The following is a 16,113-nucleotide window of genomic DNA, read 5'->3' as shown; positions in this document are numbered from 1 at the left end:
ACCCGCCTGTTGGCTCGGCTGCTAGAAAAGGGCCTCCACCGGGCGGATCAGTTCCGGCCCGTTGTTGCGCACGTTCCCCACGTCCTTGCCCACCGAATCAACGTGCCAGTCTGCTGCCACGTCCTTGACGCCGGCCCGCACCAGGTCCACCAGCCCAGCCGCGTCATCGGCCTGCGGGTCCAGCCAGGCTTCCATGATGGCTTTGTCCATCGGCAGCGGAACCCTGTCGTGCAACGCGGTCAGCTTGCCGAACACGGTGTCTTCGCTCCCGGGCGGCGGCGTGTCGGTTGTCAGGATGGAGGTGGACAGCATCCAGCCGCCCGGCTCGCCGGCGGGCCAGGCGGGGTCCTTCCACCATTCATAGAGCCCGGCGAAAACCAGGCCGTGGCCCTCCCCCGGGTGCACATAGTAGGGCTGCTTGGACTTCCCCGGCCCCTGCTTCCATTCGTAGTAGCCGTCAGCCGGCACTGCGCACCGGCGTGACTGGACTGCCTTGCGGAAGGCCGGCTTCTCGAGTACTGATTCGCTCCGGGCGTTGATCATCCGCGAACCGATGCCGGGGTCTTTGGCCCAGGAGGGGACCAGTCCCCACCGCGCCACGTGGAGCTGGCGTACTTGTTTCGGTGCCGGGCCGTCGTCGAGCAGCCGCTCCAGGACGATGGGCACATCATCGGTCGGCGCCACGTTCCAGGACGGCGGGATGTCCACTTCCTCCTCAAGTTCGGCGTCGAATTCAGCCAGGAGGTCCCCCACGGCACGTGCCATCACATAACGTCCACACATGGCTCCAGCATGCCACCGGCCGCATGGGCTGTCATGTGAAGCGCGCAGAGCCGGGGAATACTGCCTTGCACGCTACCGTTGAAAGGAAGGACCCGCTGAACGACGCATAGGAGAACCTTTTGGACTTCACTCCCGAATCCGGCACTATCACCATGTTTTCCACCACATGGTGCGGCTACTGCAACCGCTTGAAGAAGCAGCTGGACGCGCAGGGCATCGGCTACAACGAGATCAACATTGAGGAAGTGGACGGCACCGCCGAACTGGTGGAGCAGCTGAACGGCGGCAACCGCACCGTACCCACCGTCCTCTTTCCGGACGGCACCGCTGCCACCAACCCGTCCGCTGCCGAGGTCAAGACCCGTCTCGCCGCGTAAGCGGCCGGCCGGACACGGCCTGGGCTGGACAAACAAACGGGACCAACATTCAGTTTTGGTCCCGTTTTTTGTTGCTCCGGGCGGAAAGTTTATGCCCCCAGGCTGCTGAAGGGTGCAGTCTCGAGGGTGGCATGGCCCGCGTAGGTTGCCAGCAGCGCATCCTCCACTGCCGCAACGTCCACGCCGGGGACCAGGTCATCCACTGCCCCGGCCGTGGCAGGGTCCCAGTCCAGTCCCAGTGCCGCGTACGTGTCGGTAAGGACGTTGCGGATCGGTGCGGAGTTTTCCACCACGATGACGGAACTGAACAGCCAGCCTCCGGCCACCACGCGCTGGGCGGTGCCCACCAGCTTCACGCGGTGCGCGCCGCCCTGGCCGTTGCCGTGCACACTGAATTCCCCGGGGCAGTATTCTCCGGGGATCTCCCCGACGGCTGCGTCCACCCCCAGGCTGCGCAAGGCGTCGGCGAACAGGTCGCCGAAGTAGCCGAACCGGCGTTTTGATCCGGCAATCGCGTCCGCATCCGGTTCGATGTGGTCCACCACCAGGGTGCCCTGGTGGTAGGCGGCGGCCCGGCCGCCGGCGCGGCGGACCAGCGGCTCAAAGCCGTGGTCCCGGCAGGCCCGCTCTGCTGCGGCAAAACCCGGCAGCCGCGTGTCCCGCTGGCCGAACGCAACGGTAGGGGCGGGCCGGTACAGGCGCAGGGTGGGGCCTATCCCCCCGGTCCGTGCCTTGGACAGGAGCTCCAGTCCGAATTCCAGGTCCCGCGCGGCGCCCAGCGAAACTTCCTGGCGCACCACTGTCAGCGTGCGGGTATCCGGATCGGCATGATGCATGTTGCCAAGCTCCCCTGTGGTCATCGTGCAGTTCCTTGTTGTCGGCGGACAGGCCAAACCTAGGTTACGCCGTGGCCTTTTGCGTCATTTACATCGTCCGGATTGTGTTGTTGCAGCGGTCCCCGCGTTCGACGGCGGCAGCCGGCTCGCAGCCCTGGTTTACCGGTGCGCTCCTCAACCTCCCGGACCGATCTCGCCGCCGCCATGGGGTCAGCTTTTGCGGAGCGTGAGGATTTGTTCCGCGCGTCCAAAAGGGCCCTGCAGGTCGTGCAGGACAGTTGAGGTGAGCCCGATCCCGTCGCGGCCAAAGGAGACGGCGTTGTCCAGCCCCAGCCACTCCCCCTCAGGGCGGCGGTACATGTGGATCTGGAGGTCTACGTTGGGGAAGGAGTAGCTGTCCCGGCCTGGCGGCACCCGCGCGGCGATGCCGTTGGCGGTGTCCACCAGCCCCATCAGGCGGGCCAGGTCGCTACTGTCCGCCGCATCCGTCAGGGGGTGGTCGGTGCGCAGCCAGACTTTGCCGGCCCCTGGCCGGTGGCCTTCAGCCACCCGCATTTCGAGGGAGCGGATGTAGCCGCCGGGCCAGACGGATGCGCCGTCATAGGGCTTGCATTCGTCCGGGCCAGGGATGGCGGCGTCTTCGGTGGCGGCCACGGCTGAAGTATCGCTGGTGACCATCCGCCACGCCGTGGCCCGGATAGCCGTCCGGCCGCCGGCAATCAGTTCGGCCTGCAGCAGTTCGATGGTCTTCCCCGGCCGGAGCGTGGTGGTCTCGATGTGGAACTGGCCGCCGGGGATCAGGCCGAGGATCTCGTAGCTCAGCCTGGCCATCCGCAGTTCAGGCCGCGGTTGGTGCCGCTCCAGGCAGTCCGCCATCAGACCGGATGCCGGCGCCATGTGCTGCTCATGCACGTTCCAGGCACCCTGGGCATGGATGGTGGAACAGAAGCGTCCGTCACCGAGCGCCTCGTAGTAATGGTTTCCCTCGGCCAGTTCAGGCAGTTCAGCGGTCAACGGTGGCCTCCCAGGAGATTTCAGTGAATTCGCACTAACTCTATCGTTGTGCAGGCAGGCAACCGGCATGGGTTGTTCGGGGACTCGCTGAAATGTTGGAGCCTGGCGGCGGTCATCAGACTAGACTCGGGAACGGTCCTGTCAGCAACCCTCGGAAGAGGTGCGTGAATGCGCGTCATCAGCTACAACCTCCGCAAGCACAAAGCGAGCGGTGAGCTCCTTGCGCTGGCAAGGAACCATGACGTCGATGCGCTCTGCCTGCAGGAGGTGGATGCCAGTGACCTCCCCGAGACCCTGGGTCCGCTCCACCTTGCTGACGCCACCAAGGGAAACCGGCTTGGGCTCGCCATCTATTACCGCACCAGCCGTTTCACTGCCCTGGACACCCAGTCCTTTGCGCTGAAGAAGTCCATGCACGACAGGGTCCTCGCCCCGGCCCACGAGCGGCTCATCGGAACCCGGGTGGTGGACAACGAGACCCAGCATGAACTGGTGATTGGCTCCTTCCACGCAGCGCCCCTGACAGCCTCAAATTCCCTGCGGCGCAAGCAGATCCACGCGGCCCACGCCGAACTGCTCAGCATGGGCGAGGGCCTCATGACGCTGATGGTGGGCGACTTCAATTACCCGTTCTTCACCAAGAACCTCCACCTCCACATGAAGAACTCGGGCTACGCGCTCTCCCTCAGCAACCGGCGGACCTACACCCGCTACAAGGTGTTCAAGGGCCACTTCGATTTCGCCACGTCTTTGGGGCTGGACATCGAGAGCGTTGAGACTCTGCCCCGCGGCAACTCCGACCACCTGCCCATCCTGGTGAACGCGGAATACGGCCGGGACTACTGAGCCGGGCCGGGCCGGGCTTACGCCCGGGAGCGAATCCGTTCCCGCAGGTCCGGCCAGGCTGCCGCGAAGCCCGGGTGCAGTTCCTTGCCTTCCACCTCAGCCAGCGGAATCCACAGCAGTTCGATGCTCTCGGGATCACTGATCACGGGATCAAACGGTTCCGTCACTTCTACCACCACTGTGGTGTAGGACCAGTAGTCCAGGTCCAGGACGGAGGTGAAAAGCACCTCGACGTTCTGCTGCGGAACGGCGGCCTCCTCCCAGGCCTCGCGCAGGGCGCCCGCCACCGCATCCTCGCCTTCATGGAGCGCCCCGCCGGGAAGTCCCCACGTGCCGCCGTTGTGGCTCCAGACGGCGCGGTGCTGAAGGAGCACACCCTTGCCGGCGTCGTGGGCGAGGACCCCCGCAGCGCCAAACCTGCCCCAAAACCGGCCGCGGTCCCCTTCAACCCACGCGTCACCGGGATCACGGGGACCCGTGCGGACAGGCGGGGTGGAGGACGCTGCGGAAGCCTGTGAATGATCCATTGCTCCAGTCTGACAGGTGCCCGTAGACCGGCGCACCACCCTGCCGGAGCTAGTGTCCGTTGCCGCGTTCGACGGCGAAATCACCGCCGGGATACATGATGGTTTCGTGTCCGTCATCAAAGCGGACGAGGTAGGGCGGCGTTCCGCCCTGGCCGCGGACCTCGAGTATCACGCCGTGCCGGTCCGTAGATCCTACGTTCCTGCCGTGCACAATGATCCGGTCGCCCTGAGCTGCCTCCATGGCAATCACCTCCAGCCCCAGATTACGACTCCCCGGCAGGCGGGAAAAGGGCGGGCATGGCAGGATTTCGGTATGCCGCTGAACCTCCTCCTGCTCGCCGATACGCACGTCCCGAAGCGGGCCCGGGTGCTCCCTGCCCAGGTGTGGGCCGCCGTCGAAAGCGCCGACGTGGTGTTCCACGCCGGCGACTGGGTCAACGCGGAACTGCTGGACCAGTTGGAGCGGCGAAGCCGGTCGCTGGTGGGTGTGTACGGAAACAATGACGGCCCCGACCTGCGGGCCCGCCTGCCGGAAACGGCGGCGGTCACGCTGGAGGGTGTCCGGTTTGCCATGGTGCACGAAACCGGGCAGGCGAAGGGTCGCGAGGCTCGGTGCGAGGCTCTCTTTCCCGACGCCGACGTGCTGGTTTTTGGGCACAGCCACATCCCGTGGGACTCCACCTCCGGGCGGGGGCTGCGGCTGCTCAACCCCGGCTCCCCCACCGACCGGAGGCGCCAACCGGCCTGTACGTATATGACGGCAGTGGCGGAGTCCGGCGCCCTGACGGACGTCCGGCTAGTGGAAGTCCACCGGGACAGGCCTAAGGGTTGATTTTCGGACCGGATCGGGGTTGGCAGCGGCCCGCCTGATTGCCTAGGCTGGAACGGTAAGCATGCTTACCTTTTCGTGTTCCACCCCTACGCATCTGGAGGACCACCATGAGTGACCAGTACACCTTCCGAAATCCTGTCACCGCCTACGAGAAGATCTCGCCGCCGGAGCAGCACCAGTCCGAGCCCGGCCTGGATGCGGAGCTGGCCCCGAAGGCGGATCTTGGTGAGGATACCTACCGCGGCACCGGCCGCCTGGAGGGCCGGAAGGCGATCGTGACGGGAGCCGACTCCGGGATCGGCGCGGCCACGGCCATCGCCTTCGCCCGCGAGGGTGCCGACGTCGTCCTCTCTTACCTGCCGGCGGAAGAGGAGGATGCAGCCCGCATCGCCGGCATCATTGAAGCCGCCGGCCGAAAAGCAGTGAAGGTACCCGGGGACCTGAAGGACCCCGCCGCGTGCCAGGAACTGGTGGACACTGCAGTGGCCGTGCTGGGCGGCGTGGACATCCTGGTCAACAACGCCGGCAAGCAGGTGGCGCAGGAGGACATCAGCCAGATCACGGACGAGCAGTTCGACCACACCCAAAAGACCAACGTCTATGCGATGTTCCGGGTCACCAAGGCCGCGGTTCCCCACATGCCGGCCGGTTCCACGATCATCAACACCACATCCATCCAGGCGTACAACCCGTCCCCCACGCTGCTGGACTATGCCACCACCAAGGCGAGCATCAACAACTTCACCAAGGGCCTGGCCCAGCAGCTCGCGCCCAAGGGCATCCGCGTGAACGCGGTGGCACCCGGGCCCATCTGGACCCCGCTGCAGGTCAGCAGCGGCCAGCCAAAGGAGGAACTGCCGGAGTTCGGCCAGTCCACGCCCCTGGGCCGGGCGGGCCAGCCGGCCGAGCTGGCCCCGGCGTACGTTTTCCTGGCCTCCCCGGAGTCCAGTTATGTCCTTGGAGAAACCCTGAACGTCAACGGCGGAAGCCCCACACCGTAGCGCCGGCAAAGTACGCCCGACGGCGGTACCCCACCCGTGATGGGCGGGGCACCGCCGTCGTTGCTAGCCTTCCCCGTGGTCGGCGAGCAGCTCGTCGGTGGCGGGGTCCGGCTGGCCGTCGAAGAACTGCGCCAGGACTGTTTTGAAGACGGTTTCGCCAGGGGCCGCGCGCAGGAACAGCGTCATGGAGGAGTGCAGCTTGCGGGCGTCGACGCCGCCAAAGATGTCCTCAGCCGTACGGTCCGCATGGGTAGTAAGGGCCTGGGCGCACTCCAGCAGCCGCGGGCCCACTACAGGGTGGTCCAGGTATTCCCGGGCTTCTTCGAGTGAACTGATGGCGTATCTGCGGGATGTGGCGCTGCGGCCCAGGCCTGCAAGCTGCGGGAAGATGAACCACATCCAGTGGCCGGACTTGCTGCTTGTCCGCAGCTCGGACAGCGCCTGATCGTAGGTTCCGCCGTCGTCCTGGGCGGCGACGAAGCGTTCCAGGTCAAAAGGATCGTTCACGGATGTCTCCTTGGGGTGGGGCTTTGGTATTGGACTGCTGCTCGAGGACTGCGGCCGCGCTGCGTAACTGAGCGTCCGGATCTGTCCGCCACCTGGCCAGGACAACGTTGGCCCGCTGGCGGTCGCGGCCGCTGAGCCGCGCCAGGAACGGGCCCACGACATCGCCGATCAGCGGGCCGGTGAGTTCGCCGGTTCCGGCGGACCGCAGGAAGCCCTCGATCCGGGTGAGGTCCGAATGGCGCAGCATGGCAACCTTCGTTTGCAGCAGCACGATCGCGGCGAGGCGGCGCTCGTAGACCGCACGGGAGCCGGGCCGCGGCTGTCCCCACAACGCGGACCCCAGCTGCACCACGGCGTCGTGGTCGAGGTCCTTGTACTTCCGCAGGGCATCACGGATGGTTCCACGGACAGCGCCCACGGAGGAGCCGTAGGAGCTGAGCGTACCGCCCAGCCTGCCTTCGACGTCGTCAGCCCGGTACCACGCGCCCTCGTTCTGCAAGGTGCGGTCGACGAACCCTGAAGCGGCTGCCACAACATCGTCGGTGCCGTTCACCGGTTTCCTGCCGATGCGTGGCGGATGCAGAACGGTGTCCACGGGCGGGCCTCCAGCCGGCCCTCGGCAATGGCGTCGCCGCACACCGCGCAGGTCCCGTAGGTGCCGTCCGCGATCCTGGCCAGGGCTGCGTCCACCTGCTCCAGTCCTGCGCTGCTTTGCCTCAGGAGCGCCGAGGCCTGGGACAGTTCGAAGGCGATGGTGGAGCCTTCCGGATCGTGTTCGTCGTCCACGTTCGAATCCTGGCGGGCGGAGTTGGCCGAGGCGATGTCCGCGCGGAGAGCCGGAAGAAGGGCCGCTTTGCGCGCGCGCTCCTCCTCGAGCAGGATCCGGAACCGTTCGACGTCAGGCATGGGAAAAGCCTAGCGCGGGCTCAGTACCAGTTGTTGGCCACCGAGTGGTTCCAGGCCCCGCAGGGAGAGCCGTAGCGGCCCCGGATGTAGCCCAGGCCCCATTCGATCTGGGTCCGGTAGTTGGTGAGCCAGTCGCTGCCGGCGCTGGAGTATTTTCCGGGCGGCAGCGCCTGGGCTATGCCATAGGCGCCGGAGTAGGGGTTCGTGGCCGTGGTGAGCCAGTTCGATTCCTTGGTCCAGAGCTGGGCGAGGCAGAGGAACTGGTCCTGGCCCCAGCCGTACGCACCGACCCTGCCGGAGGCGTAGCTTTTGGCACCTGCCGGGTCGTTGACCGCTCCGCCGGGAACGGAAGGCACGACGACGGGCGGGGGGCTGGGTGCCACCGGCACCACAGGTGCGGGGGCCGGGTTTACTGGCGCAGGATTTACGGGTGCGGGATTGCCGGGGGTGGGATTGGCCGGTGCTGGGTCTGCTGGTGCAGGATTTGCCGGCGCAGGATCGGACGGGGCCGGCGGTCGGACAGCCGCCGCAGCGGCCGCCCTGGCCGCCGCTTCCGCCTGCTGCCGGGCCTGCTCCTGGGCAGCTGCGCGCTTCGCGGCCTGCGCCGCCTCGTAGGCAGCAGTGGCCGCCCGTCCTTGCCGGTACGCGCCCTCGACTGCCGCCGTCGTGCCCTTGAGGGAGGCCAGTTGGGCCGTGAGTTCCCCGCTGCGGCGCTGACTTTCCGCTACCTGGCGCGCCATGGCCTCCTGCGCGGACCGGGCGGCGTCCAGTTTGGTTTTGGCTTCAAGGGACAGCCGCTCCCGTTCGGCTTTGGCAGCGTTTTCCTGCGCCGCCAGAGAGGAGATGATCCTGCCGGCGGCTTCGGCTTTTGCCACCAGTCCCGTTGTTTTGTCCCCGACGATCTGCACAACGTTCAGCCCCTGCATGCTGTTGCTCTGGATCGCATCCAGAGCAACGAAGAATCCCATGGTGGTGCCGCCGGTCTTGTAGGACTGGACCGCGAGGGTACCCAGTTCCTTGCGGTGCCGGGACAGGGCTGTGTTCGCCTCTGAGGCCTGGGCTGTGAGGGCATCCACTCTGGCACTGGCAGCCTGCAGCGCAGCATCGGTAAGCGCAAAGTCTGCCGCCGACTGCACAGCCGCTGCACCCAGGGATTCGGACTGGTCCTCCAGTCCGCTCAACAGGTCATTGATCCTGGTGATTTCAGCTGCCTTTCCCGCCTCCGTCAGCTTCGCCTCCTGCACATCCTGCCAGGAGGGGTAGTCACCGGCCGGATCGCCGTCCGCGGCGACCGCCATGCCAGGGAACGCTGTTCCGGTGAGGGCAAGCGCCAGCAATCCGGCGATCACGCAACGCCTGGGTTTGGTAACGAACAGGGGCATAGTCCCGAAGCCTACCGGCTTCAACCTCCAGTTGAAGGATGCCGTGCTGAGATCGTTATGGCCTGGAAAGTTCTCCTGCGCGCCTTGGGGTGCGCTGGCCTGGTGCTCTTGCAGGGCGCTACGTGCCGCACCGCGGCCCCTGCGAGCAGCTCTCGTTACTTTGTGACGAAGAACACTCGCCGCCCCCGGCGCGCCTATCTTGCGTGGTCATAGGGCTATGCGAGATGAGTCCACTCGTTTGCTAAATACGAGAGAAGCCGCTCGTATGTTATCCAAATGTGACAATCTCCCTGCTTGCAGGTTATGGTCTTCAGGTGTCCCTCCCAGACGGGACATTCCCATCAGTATGCCGAGCCCTGCCGCTGATACGGGAACCCATCGCTTTCCAGCTGGCAGGGACGGGGGAACCACATTTCCATGGCCTCATAAGAGGCCTTGGGGTTAAGTCGATAGCGCCTCCGTTCCGTCCGGAGCCGCTCCCGGCCGGGTATCTCCAACCCGAACCCGACAGCTCACCCCGCAGGCATGGGAGAGGCGATCAACCGTGTCAAAAAATTCCACCACCGCCCGTCACCGCGCGACTCCGGACCACTCAATCGCGCTCCAGGGCTTGGCTGCATCAGCCAAGTCGCTTGGCCGCCCGGCGCTCGCCTTGGCAGCAGCTTCCGGTATTGCCTTCGGTGTGGGTGCCCCGGCCCACGCAGGCGTCACCGGACCGGACACCACTGAAACCAGCACCGGCACCTATGCGGCACCCGCCGCAGCCGTAGCTGCTCCTGCAGCTGCCGGCAAGGTCCACACTGTGGTTTCGGGCGACACCCTCGGTGCCATCTCGGCCGCCTACGGCGTCAGCCTTAACGACGTCCTGGCCGCCAACGGACTGGCAATTTCCGCGGTCATCTACCCCGGTGACCAGATCCAGATCCCCGCCGCCGGATCAGTTGCAGCAACTCCGGCTCCTGCCGCTGCTCCGGCTCCCGTCCAGGCCGCTGTTGCCGCTGCTCCTGCCAACACCGGCGTGAACGTGAACTACGCTTCCGCTCCGGCAGCCACGGGCACCGGCACCGGCGCTGCCATCCTGGCCTCGGCCTATGGCCAGGTGGGCGTCCAGCAGGACTGCACCGCCATGGTGGAGAAGGCACTGCGTTCAGTAGGCAAGAGTGTTGGTGACCTGGCTCCCGGCCAGTTCTACCAGTACGGCTCCGTTGTGGGCTCCCCCGCCGCCGGTGACCTGGTGATCACCGCCGGCCACGTTGGTGTGTACGCCGGCAACGGCCAGGTTGTGAGCGGCGGCGTGGACGGTTACAAGACCGAGGTCCACTCCATCAGCTGGCTCCCCGGCGCTTCCTTCGTTCGGGTAGCGTAGCCGCACCACCCAAGCAGGGGCGGCAGGAGGGACTTTTCCCGCCTGCCGCCCCTGCTTCATTTCCGGCTGCATCCTGGCAGGCCGGTTGTGCCCGGGCGCCCGGCCCGGCAGGCGCAGGCTCCCCCAAAACGGCGGTTCAGGTGCCGCAGAAGGTCTGGTAGGAGCCGAAGTCCTCCGGAGCGCCCTCCGCGTAGCGCTCCAGCCCCGCCCGTTCCCGGTAGGGGTCGCGGACAACGTCCACCAACCGGTTGAAGGGGGCAAGGTCGCCGTCAGTTGCTGCGGCGAGCGCTTCCTCCACCAGGTGGTTGCGGGGTATGTAGGCCGGGTTGACCTGCTCCATCAGGCCGGCGTCGGGTTGCAGGGCCTGCCACCGGCCGGCCCAGGCATCGAAAGCGGCGAGATCCATAACCATGCCGCGAACGGGCCTGTGGTTGCCGCGCGCGGCCTGGCCAAGGTTCCGGAAGAATGACGTGTAGTCCACGGGCCCGTCCTTCAGTATGGTGATGACGCCGTCCACCACCTGGGAGGCTTCTTCTGCTTCCGGGCTTCCCGCCGGGACCTCCTTGATGCCAAGTTTGGTTTTCATGCCCGCAAACCAGGCGTCGCTGTACTGGCGGCGGAATGCTCCCAATGCCTCCACCGCAGGTGCCACCGCCTGCTCCTGGTCCTCGTTGATTAGCGGCAGCATCGCCTCGGCCAGGCGGGCAAGGTTCCATTCGGCCACCACCGGCTGGTTGGCGTAGGCGTAGCGCCCGCCAACGTCAATGGAACTGTAGACCGCGGCAGGATTGAAGGCATCCATAAATGCGCAGGGTCCGTAGTCGATGGTTTCCCCGGAGATGGTTACGTTGTCTGTATTCATGACGCCGTGGACGAAGCCCACCAGCATCCACCGGGCCACCAGCGATGCCTGGGCGGCCACCACCCCTTCGAAGAGGGCGAGGTAGGGGTTTCCGGCCTGGGCGGCGGCCGGATGATGCCGGCTGATGGCGTGATCGGCAAGGCGACGCAGGAGGTCCATGTTCTCGGTGGCCCGCGCGTATTGGAAGCTCCCAACCCGCAGATGGCTGCCGGCCACCCTTGCCAGGACGGCCCCGGGAAGCATGGTGTCGCGGCGGACCGGCCTGCCGGTGGCTGTGACGGCCAGGGACCGGGTGGTGGGAATGCCCAGTGCGTGCATCGCTTCACTGATCACGTACTCCCGGAGCATGGGTCCGACGACGGCGCGTCCGTCACCGGCGCGGGCGAAGGGCGTCCGCCCCGAACCTTTAAGATGGATGTCCCGCAGCCGTCCGTGGACATCGGTGACCTCTCCAAGGAGAAGCGCGCGGCCATCGCCGAGCAGGGGTGAGTAGCCGCCAAACTGGTGGCCGGCATAGGCCTGGGCCACCGGCGTCGCCCCCGCCGGAATGTGGTTTCCCAGGAGGAGCCGGATCCCTTCCGGCGACTGGAGGTAGTCCGGATCCAGCCCGAGTTCCTCCGCCAGGCCATGGTTGAGGACAAGGAGTTTGGGCTCCGGCGCCTCCTCTGCCTGCCAGGGAACCGAAAGCTCCGACAGTTCCCGGGCGAACCGCCCGTCAAAGGTGACTGTGGATTCAGCAGCAGCCGTCATTCTTAAAGCCTTCCCTCGCGGGTTCGTGTTTCTCGGTCAGCCACGCGGTAAACCATCCTTGTAATTCACTCTCTACCCCGTAGCAGGGTTTGGCAATGAACCAGCATCGGCCAACCCCTGCCAGCGGCGCCGTTCGGGGAGAGCAACGCGCTGCAGGTCGTGAGCCGCCGCCACCCTTGCCTGCGCTGCACGTGCGCCGGCCTGGGCAGCCAACAGGGTGACGTCGTCGTACCTCGACGAAAAGTGGGTGAGGACGAGGGTGCCTGCACCGGCGCCGCCAGCCAATGCACCTGCCTGCCCTGCCGTAAGGTGCCGGTACTGGGCGGCGAGTCCGGCATCCTCGTCGCTGAAGGTTGATTCGGCCACGAGGAGGTCCACGCCGTCCGCCAGGTCTTCTGCCCCCTCGCAGGGCGCGGTGTCCATCACGAAAGCGAAGCGCTGGCCGCGGCGGGGAATACTCACGTCCTCCAGGTGGACTCCGGCCACTGCGCCGTCGCGCTGCAGCCGGCCAACATCAGGTCCCTGGATGCCCGCTGCCGCCAGGCGGTGGGGCAGCAACGTGCGGCCGTCCGGTTCAGTGAGCCGGTATCCGTAGGTTTCGATGCGGTGCTTCAGCGGCCGGATCTCCAGGCCTTCCGCCACCGCACCGCTTCCGCCATGCGGGTGAAGCCTGAGGTCGGTTCCGGGCGAGCTGATGGAAACAAGTGCCCGGACCACGTCCTCGCCTGATGCAGGGTAGTGAAGGTGGATGGGGTGGGCCACGCCGTCCAGCGCCATGCGGGACAGCACGCCGGGCAGGCCGTAGCAGTGGTCGCCGTGGACGTGGGTAAGGCAGATGCGCGTGATCTGTGTGGCGGAGACGCCGGCGTGGATCATTTGGCGTTGGGTTCCCTCGCCGGGATCGAAGAGCAGGCCCTCGCCGTCCCAGCGCAGCACGTAGCCATTCTGGTTCCGGGTCCGGGTGGGAACCTGGGAAGCGGTGCCCAGGACAACAAGTTCACGCATGGTGTTCGCAGAACCAGGAAAGCAGGTTCCGGGGAGCCCGGGACCTGCTTCCTGGTGCGCGCCTGGGGCTCAGTGCCGCCGGAGCATTCCCATGATTCGGTGGGCCATACCGCCGGACCTTCCGCCCATGGAGCCGGTGGTGTTCGGCGCCCGGCCGGTTGTGTTCATTCCGCGGCCCCGGACCGTTCCGCCAGTGCCGCCCGTGCCGGTCCTGCCCGAGAACCGTCCAGCGGCATTCCTGATCATGCTTCCCAAGTTCATCTGAAACTCCTTCAGTCTTGATCTTGCCAACCGACATTCATCAGTCTGCTTATTATTTTAGCCGCGCCCAGGCTTCACGCCAGGGGCTGGAGCCCCCAATCGGAGCGCCCGTCCTAGCGTTCCAGGTCATCGGGTTCGAACTCACTGAGCGGAGATCCGCCGAAATTCTCCTGGTCGTCACTGGCATCGGCTTCACGGCCGGTGGGATCTTCACCGAAGTCGACGTCAGCCACCGCTTCACCGAGGGTAGGGGTAGTCGCCGGCACCTGCTCGTTGCCGGCGCCGTCGCGGGTGGCCTTCATGTCATCGCGCAGGGTTTGGTCGCTCAGGAAATCCTCTTCTTCGCCGGAGACTTCATCCTGGAGCAGCGGATCCTCCTGCCAGCGGTCCGGATTGTTCTCGGCGGCACCGGGGTAGCTGTCAGGCTGGCCGGTGACAACCGGGTCAAGCTCCAACGAGGATGCGGCGCCGGGGGTTTCATCCAGCAGCACGTCGTTTTCCTCGACAACCTCAAGCTCGTCGTCAGGCAGGTTCTGTTCCGTCATGGTGTTGCCTTTCTCGTGAATCGCCGTGCCAACAATAGTAAGCATACTGACGAACGGGGTTCGATGTGAACCGGGCGCCACCGGAATCCGGATCAGTGCAGGAGCCAGGAACTGTCCTGCGGAGGTTCCGGTTTCCGGCGCAGTTTGCGGATGAGGAGAATAAAAGGCCATGCCAGCAGCTGCAGTAAGCCCGCCGCCAGCAACAGGCCGATCACCAGGACAAGGACTGGTGAATACAGGAGAAAAACTCCGATAGCGGTTGCAAGGTAACCGCCGATCAGCGCCAGAACCGCGCCAGCGTCCAGTACCACAGGGCATCCCTCCGGGGACTGCTGGGGATCAACACCCAGCCTGAAAAGTGGCCGCACGCTTCCTAACGGTCCATTAAGCGTACTCCCGCGGACACGGGCCGGGAAGAAGGCGAAATGCCTGAAAAACAGTCTGGGCAGGAGCTGAAGGTCCACAGGTTCAGGGGTACAAATGAACCATGGAGGAGTCGAGATCCGTCGTGGCCGGCTACGACGGTTCGGACGAAGCTGCCGAAGCGGTCCGATGGGCAGCCCGGCACGCGGGCCGCCGCGGCCTTGGGCTGCACGTGGTGCACTGTTCCATCTGGCCACTGCTGACAAAACACCTTGGCCCGGTTCCGGGTGTCTCCGAGAGCGGGCTGGAGCGGTCCGCAGAGTCCATCCTCGAAGAGGGGCTTGGCCATGCGAAGACTGCCGTGCCGGGACTGGATGTTGAATGCACCCTGCTGCATGGACTGCCGGCCCAACACCTGGTGGGGATATCCGCGCGGCAAGAGATGCTCGTTGTGGGCAGCCGGGGGCTGGGCGGGTTCCTGGGCCTGATTGTCGGTTCCGTCAGCCTGGAACTGGCCGCCAGCGCGTCATGCCCGGTTGCCGTTATCCGTTCCGATCTTCATCCTGAGGGCCCGGTGGTGGTGGCCGTTGATGAATCGGGTTCGCCAGCGGCGCTGCAGGACGCCTGCACCGTGGCCTCGGCAGCCGGCGGGCGCCTCACGGTGGTCCACGTGCAGCAGGCTCCTGCCGGATACCGCGCCTTCCGCAACGCCCCCGAGCTGGAAGCCGCGGCCCGTGAAGTCCTCCGGGCCGCCGTCGAGTCCGGCCGGCGCCAGGCTCCCGAAGTCCAGACCGACGCAATGCTCCTGACGGACGCTTCGGTCCCGCGTGCCATTCTCGATGTGTCCCGGGATGCAGCAATCGTTGTGGTGGGCAGCCACGGCCATGGAATGGTCAGGGAAACCATAGGCTCAACGGCACACGCCGTCCTGCACCACGCACGCGGTCCCGTCCTGGTCTCCCGGCACGGATCCGGCACCGGATGACTGCCTGCTTCCCTGGCAACGCCGGGTTCCCGGCACGTAGGCTGGACGGATACAGGGCACGGGCTGGATTGGGTGAGTGGTGGCTGCAGTAATTCTTGGCTGGAACCCAACGGAAGGAAGCCGCTGGGACTATCGTGCCGTCGTCGAACACGTGGCGGAGTCCGGGCGGTTCCTGGTTCAGTGGATGGTTGGCCGCCGGTGGAACATCGCGCCAGGCACAGAGGTCTGGCTCCTGCTGCAGTGCAGCAAAGATGCGGGGCGCGGCCTGATCGGACACGGGGTGGTGATGTCCGAAAAGGTGGAGGTCCCTGGACCTGCAGGCGGCAGCGCCAGGGACAGGCATGCCCGGATCGTCTTCGACGCGCTGCTCCCCCTCGGCGAGCAGATCCGCCCGGATATCCTCAGGACAGCCGTTCCCGGAGTCCTGTGGGGCAGCGCAACCGAAGGTCCCCTCGACGTTCCGCCCACCGCGGAACCGGACCTTCGCAAGCTGTGGCGGGAACAGGGGCCGGCGCCCGCCCTCCCGGCCGAGCTGGTTCCTGGATCGCAGCCACCGGATGCCGTGGCCGGGATAGAAGTGAACCGCTATGAGCGGGACGCTGACACACGCCGGGTCTGCCTTGCCTTCCATGGCACCTCCTGCGCTGCCTGCGGCTTTTCCTTCGAGGCTTCCTATGGGGACGCCGGTACTGGGTATATCGAGGTGCATCACATCGTGCCGCCCGTAATGCTCGGCAGCGGGTACACCCTGGACCCGGTGGCGGACCTTGTACCGCTCTGCGCCAACTGCCACACCATGGCGCATCTCGGCGTGGCAACACCACGAACCGTTTCGGAACTCCGGAACATGCTCTCCGCCGCCGGGCACCTGCGGGGCGAGGTGGTCACTGATGTTGCCCTCGAGGCACAGGCTGATGCACACCGTATCCTAGACGGGCCCGCAAGCCTGCCGGACCAGCGGTAAG

The 16,113-nt window shown here is 66.2% G+C and carries 21 protein-coding genes and 1 riboswitch; of the genes, 7 read left to right on the top strand and 14 right to left on the bottom strand.

The features are described 5' to 3' along the window. Nucleotides 1-21: 21 nt before the first annotated feature. Nucleotides 22-783 (bottom strand): SOS response-associated peptidase, encoded by a 762-nt coding sequence (locus AC5RVY_RS17390; RefSeq protein ID WP_493955942.1) that lies wholly within the window; start codon nt 781-783, stop codon nt 22-24. Nucleotides 784-902: 119 nt separating this feature from the next. Between AC5RVY_RS17390 and AC5RVY_RS17385 the strand changes: the two genes are divergently transcribed. Continuing rightward, nucleotides 903-1,160, top strand: a complete 258-nt coding sequence (locus AC5RVY_RS17385; protein WP_493955941.1) for a mycoredoxin — start codon at nt 903-905, stop codon at nt 1,158-1,160. An 89-nt stretch (nt 1,161-1,249) separates the two neighbouring features. Here the strand turns inward: AC5RVY_RS17385 and AC5RVY_RS17380 are convergent, their stop codons facing one another. Together AC5RVY_RS17380 and AC5RVY_RS17375 are read right to left on the bottom strand one after the other, a co-directional pair. Then, nucleotides 1,250-2,020, bottom strand: a complete 771-nt coding sequence (locus AC5RVY_RS17380) for a lipoate--protein ligase family protein (protein WP_493955940.1) — start codon at nt 2,018-2,020, stop codon at nt 1,250-1,252. Between the two features lie 186 nt (nt 2,021-2,206). Continuing rightward, nucleotides 2,207-3,010 carry a thioesterase family protein gene (locus tag AC5RVY_RS17375; RefSeq protein ID WP_493955939.1) on the bottom strand — a complete coding sequence of 268 codons (804 nt, stop codon included), beginning with the start codon at nt 3,008-3,010 and terminating at the stop codon, nt 2,207-2,209. Between the two features lie 168 nt (nt 3,011-3,178). On the opposite strand from AC5RVY_RS17375, the gene AC5RVY_RS17370 reads away from it, so the two are divergent. Then, a complete protein-coding gene (locus AC5RVY_RS17370) occupies nt 3,179-3,856 on the top strand; it encodes an endonuclease/exonuclease/phosphatase family protein (protein ID WP_493955938.1) in 678 nt (225 codons plus the stop codon). 17 nt (nt 3,857-3,873) lie between these two features. On the opposite strand, the gene AC5RVY_RS17365 is transcribed toward AC5RVY_RS17370, so the two are convergent. Then, nucleotides 3,874-4,383, bottom strand: coding sequence for an NUDIX domain-containing protein (locus AC5RVY_RS17365; protein WP_493955937.1), 510 nt, complete (start codon nt 4,381-4,383; stop codon nt 3,874-3,876). 49 nt (nt 4,384-4,432) lie between these two features. After that, entirely contained in the window at nt 4,433-4,624 is a 192-nt protein-coding gene (locus AC5RVY_RS17360; protein WP_163163989.1) for a DUF1918 domain-containing protein, read from the bottom strand. Between the two features lie 72 nt (nt 4,625-4,696). Here AC5RVY_RS17360 and AC5RVY_RS17355 point away from each other — a divergent pair, with 72 nt between their 5' ends. Both AC5RVY_RS17355 and AC5RVY_RS17350 read left to right on the top strand, forming a co-directional pair. Continuing rightward, nucleotides 4,697-5,215 carry a metallophosphoesterase family protein gene (locus AC5RVY_RS17355; protein WP_493955936.1) on the top strand — a complete coding sequence of 173 codons (519 nt, stop codon included), beginning with the start codon at nt 4,697-4,699 and terminating at the stop codon, nt 5,213-5,215. Nucleotides 5,216-5,322: 107 nt separating this feature from the next. Beyond that, entirely contained in the window at nt 5,323-6,216 is an 894-nt protein-coding gene (locus AC5RVY_RS17350) for a glucose 1-dehydrogenase (protein ID WP_493955935.1), read from the top strand. A gap of 63 nt (nt 6,217-6,279) precedes the next feature. On the opposite strand, the gene AC5RVY_RS17345 is transcribed toward AC5RVY_RS17350, so the two are convergent. From AC5RVY_RS17345 to AC5RVY_RS17330, 4 genes are read right to left on the bottom strand one after another with little or no spacing between them, the layout of a single operon-like run. Further along, nucleotides 6,280-6,723: a DUF1810 domain-containing protein gene (locus tag AC5RVY_RS17345; protein WP_493955934.1), complete on the bottom strand. Its 444-nt coding sequence runs from the start codon at nt 6,721-6,723 to the stop codon at nt 6,280-6,282. Next, nucleotides 6,707-7,276 carry a DNA alkylation repair protein gene (locus AC5RVY_RS17340; protein ID WP_493955933.1) on the bottom strand — a complete coding sequence of 190 codons (570 nt, stop codon included), beginning with the start codon at nt 7,274-7,276 and terminating at the stop codon, nt 6,707-6,709. Before AC5RVY_RS17340 ends, AC5RVY_RS17345 begins: the two co-directional genes overlap by 17 nt. Then, the gene (locus AC5RVY_RS17335) at nt 7,273-7,629 is read right to left on the bottom strand and encodes a TraR/DksA family transcriptional regulator (protein WP_493955932.1); all 357 of its coding nucleotides are present in this window, start codon (nt 7,627-7,629) and stop codon (nt 7,273-7,275) included. Before AC5RVY_RS17335 ends, AC5RVY_RS17340 begins: the two co-directional genes overlap by 4 nt. 20 nt (nt 7,630-7,649) lie before the next feature. Beyond that, nucleotides 7,650-9,011 (bottom strand): coiled-coil domain-containing protein, encoded by a 1,362-nt coding sequence (locus tag AC5RVY_RS17330; RefSeq protein WP_493955931.1) that lies wholly within the window; start codon nt 9,009-9,011, stop codon nt 7,650-7,652. 369 nt (nt 9,012-9,380) lie between these two features. After that, a riboswitch (cyclic di-AMP (ydaO/yuaA leader) is annotated at nt 9,381-9,552 on the top strand. Between the two features lie 3 nt (nt 9,553-9,555). On the opposite strand from AC5RVY_RS17330, the gene AC5RVY_RS17325 reads away from it, so the two are divergent. Then, nucleotides 9,556-10,377 carry a LysM peptidoglycan-binding domain-containing protein gene (locus AC5RVY_RS17325; RefSeq protein WP_493955930.1) on the top strand — a complete coding sequence of 274 codons (822 nt, stop codon included), beginning with the start codon at nt 9,556-9,558 and terminating at the stop codon, nt 10,375-10,377. A 136-nt stretch (nt 10,378-10,513) separates the two neighbouring features. Here AC5RVY_RS17325 and AC5RVY_RS17320 read toward each other — a convergent pair whose 3' ends face one another. The 5 genes from AC5RVY_RS17320 to AC5RVY_RS17300 all read right to left on the bottom strand — a co-directional run bounded on the left by AC5RVY_RS17320 (nt 10,514) and on the right by AC5RVY_RS17300 (nt 14,111). Continuing rightward, nucleotides 10,514-11,989: a protein adenylyltransferase SelO gene (locus tag AC5RVY_RS17320; RefSeq protein ID WP_493955929.1), complete on the bottom strand. Its 1,476-nt coding sequence runs from the start codon at nt 11,987-11,989 to the stop codon at nt 10,514-10,516. Between the two features lie 72 nt (nt 11,990-12,061). Then, nucleotides 12,062-12,994, bottom strand: coding sequence for a ribonuclease Z (locus tag AC5RVY_RS17315; protein WP_493955928.1), 933 nt, complete (start codon nt 12,992-12,994; stop codon nt 12,062-12,064). 69 nt (nt 12,995-13,063) lie between these two features. After that, a complete protein-coding gene (locus AC5RVY_RS17310; RefSeq protein ID WP_493955927.1) occupies nt 13,064-13,255 on the bottom strand; it encodes a hypothetical protein in 192 nt (63 codons plus the stop codon). Nucleotides 13,256-13,368: 113 nt separating this feature from the next. Next, entirely contained in the window at nt 13,369-13,800 is a 432-nt protein-coding gene (locus tag AC5RVY_RS17305; protein ID WP_493955926.1) for a hypothetical protein, read from the bottom strand. A gap of 92 nt (nt 13,801-13,892) precedes the next feature. Then, the gene (locus AC5RVY_RS17300; RefSeq protein ID WP_493955925.1) at nt 13,893-14,111 is read right to left on the bottom strand and encodes a hypothetical protein; all 219 of its coding nucleotides are present in this window, start codon (nt 14,109-14,111) and stop codon (nt 13,893-13,895) included. A gap of 176 nt (nt 14,112-14,287) precedes the next feature. Between AC5RVY_RS17300 and AC5RVY_RS17295 the strand changes: the two genes are divergently transcribed. Both AC5RVY_RS17295 and AC5RVY_RS17290 read left to right on the top strand, forming a co-directional pair. Then, complete coding sequence (locus tag AC5RVY_RS17295) at nt 14,288-15,148, top strand: universal stress protein (protein ID WP_493955924.1); 861 nt, start codon at nt 14,288-14,290, stop codon at nt 15,146-15,148. A gap of 79 nt (nt 15,149-15,227) precedes the next feature. Next, nucleotides 15,228-16,112, top strand: a complete 885-nt coding sequence (locus tag AC5RVY_RS17290) for an HNH endonuclease (protein WP_493955923.1) — start codon at nt 15,228-15,230, stop codon at nt 16,110-16,112. Nucleotide 16,113 lies beyond the last annotated feature (1 nt).

This window comes from Arthrobacter sp. Ha26 (assembly GCF_059091705.1).
This window is presented reverse-complemented; position numbering and strand designations above follow the sequence as displayed.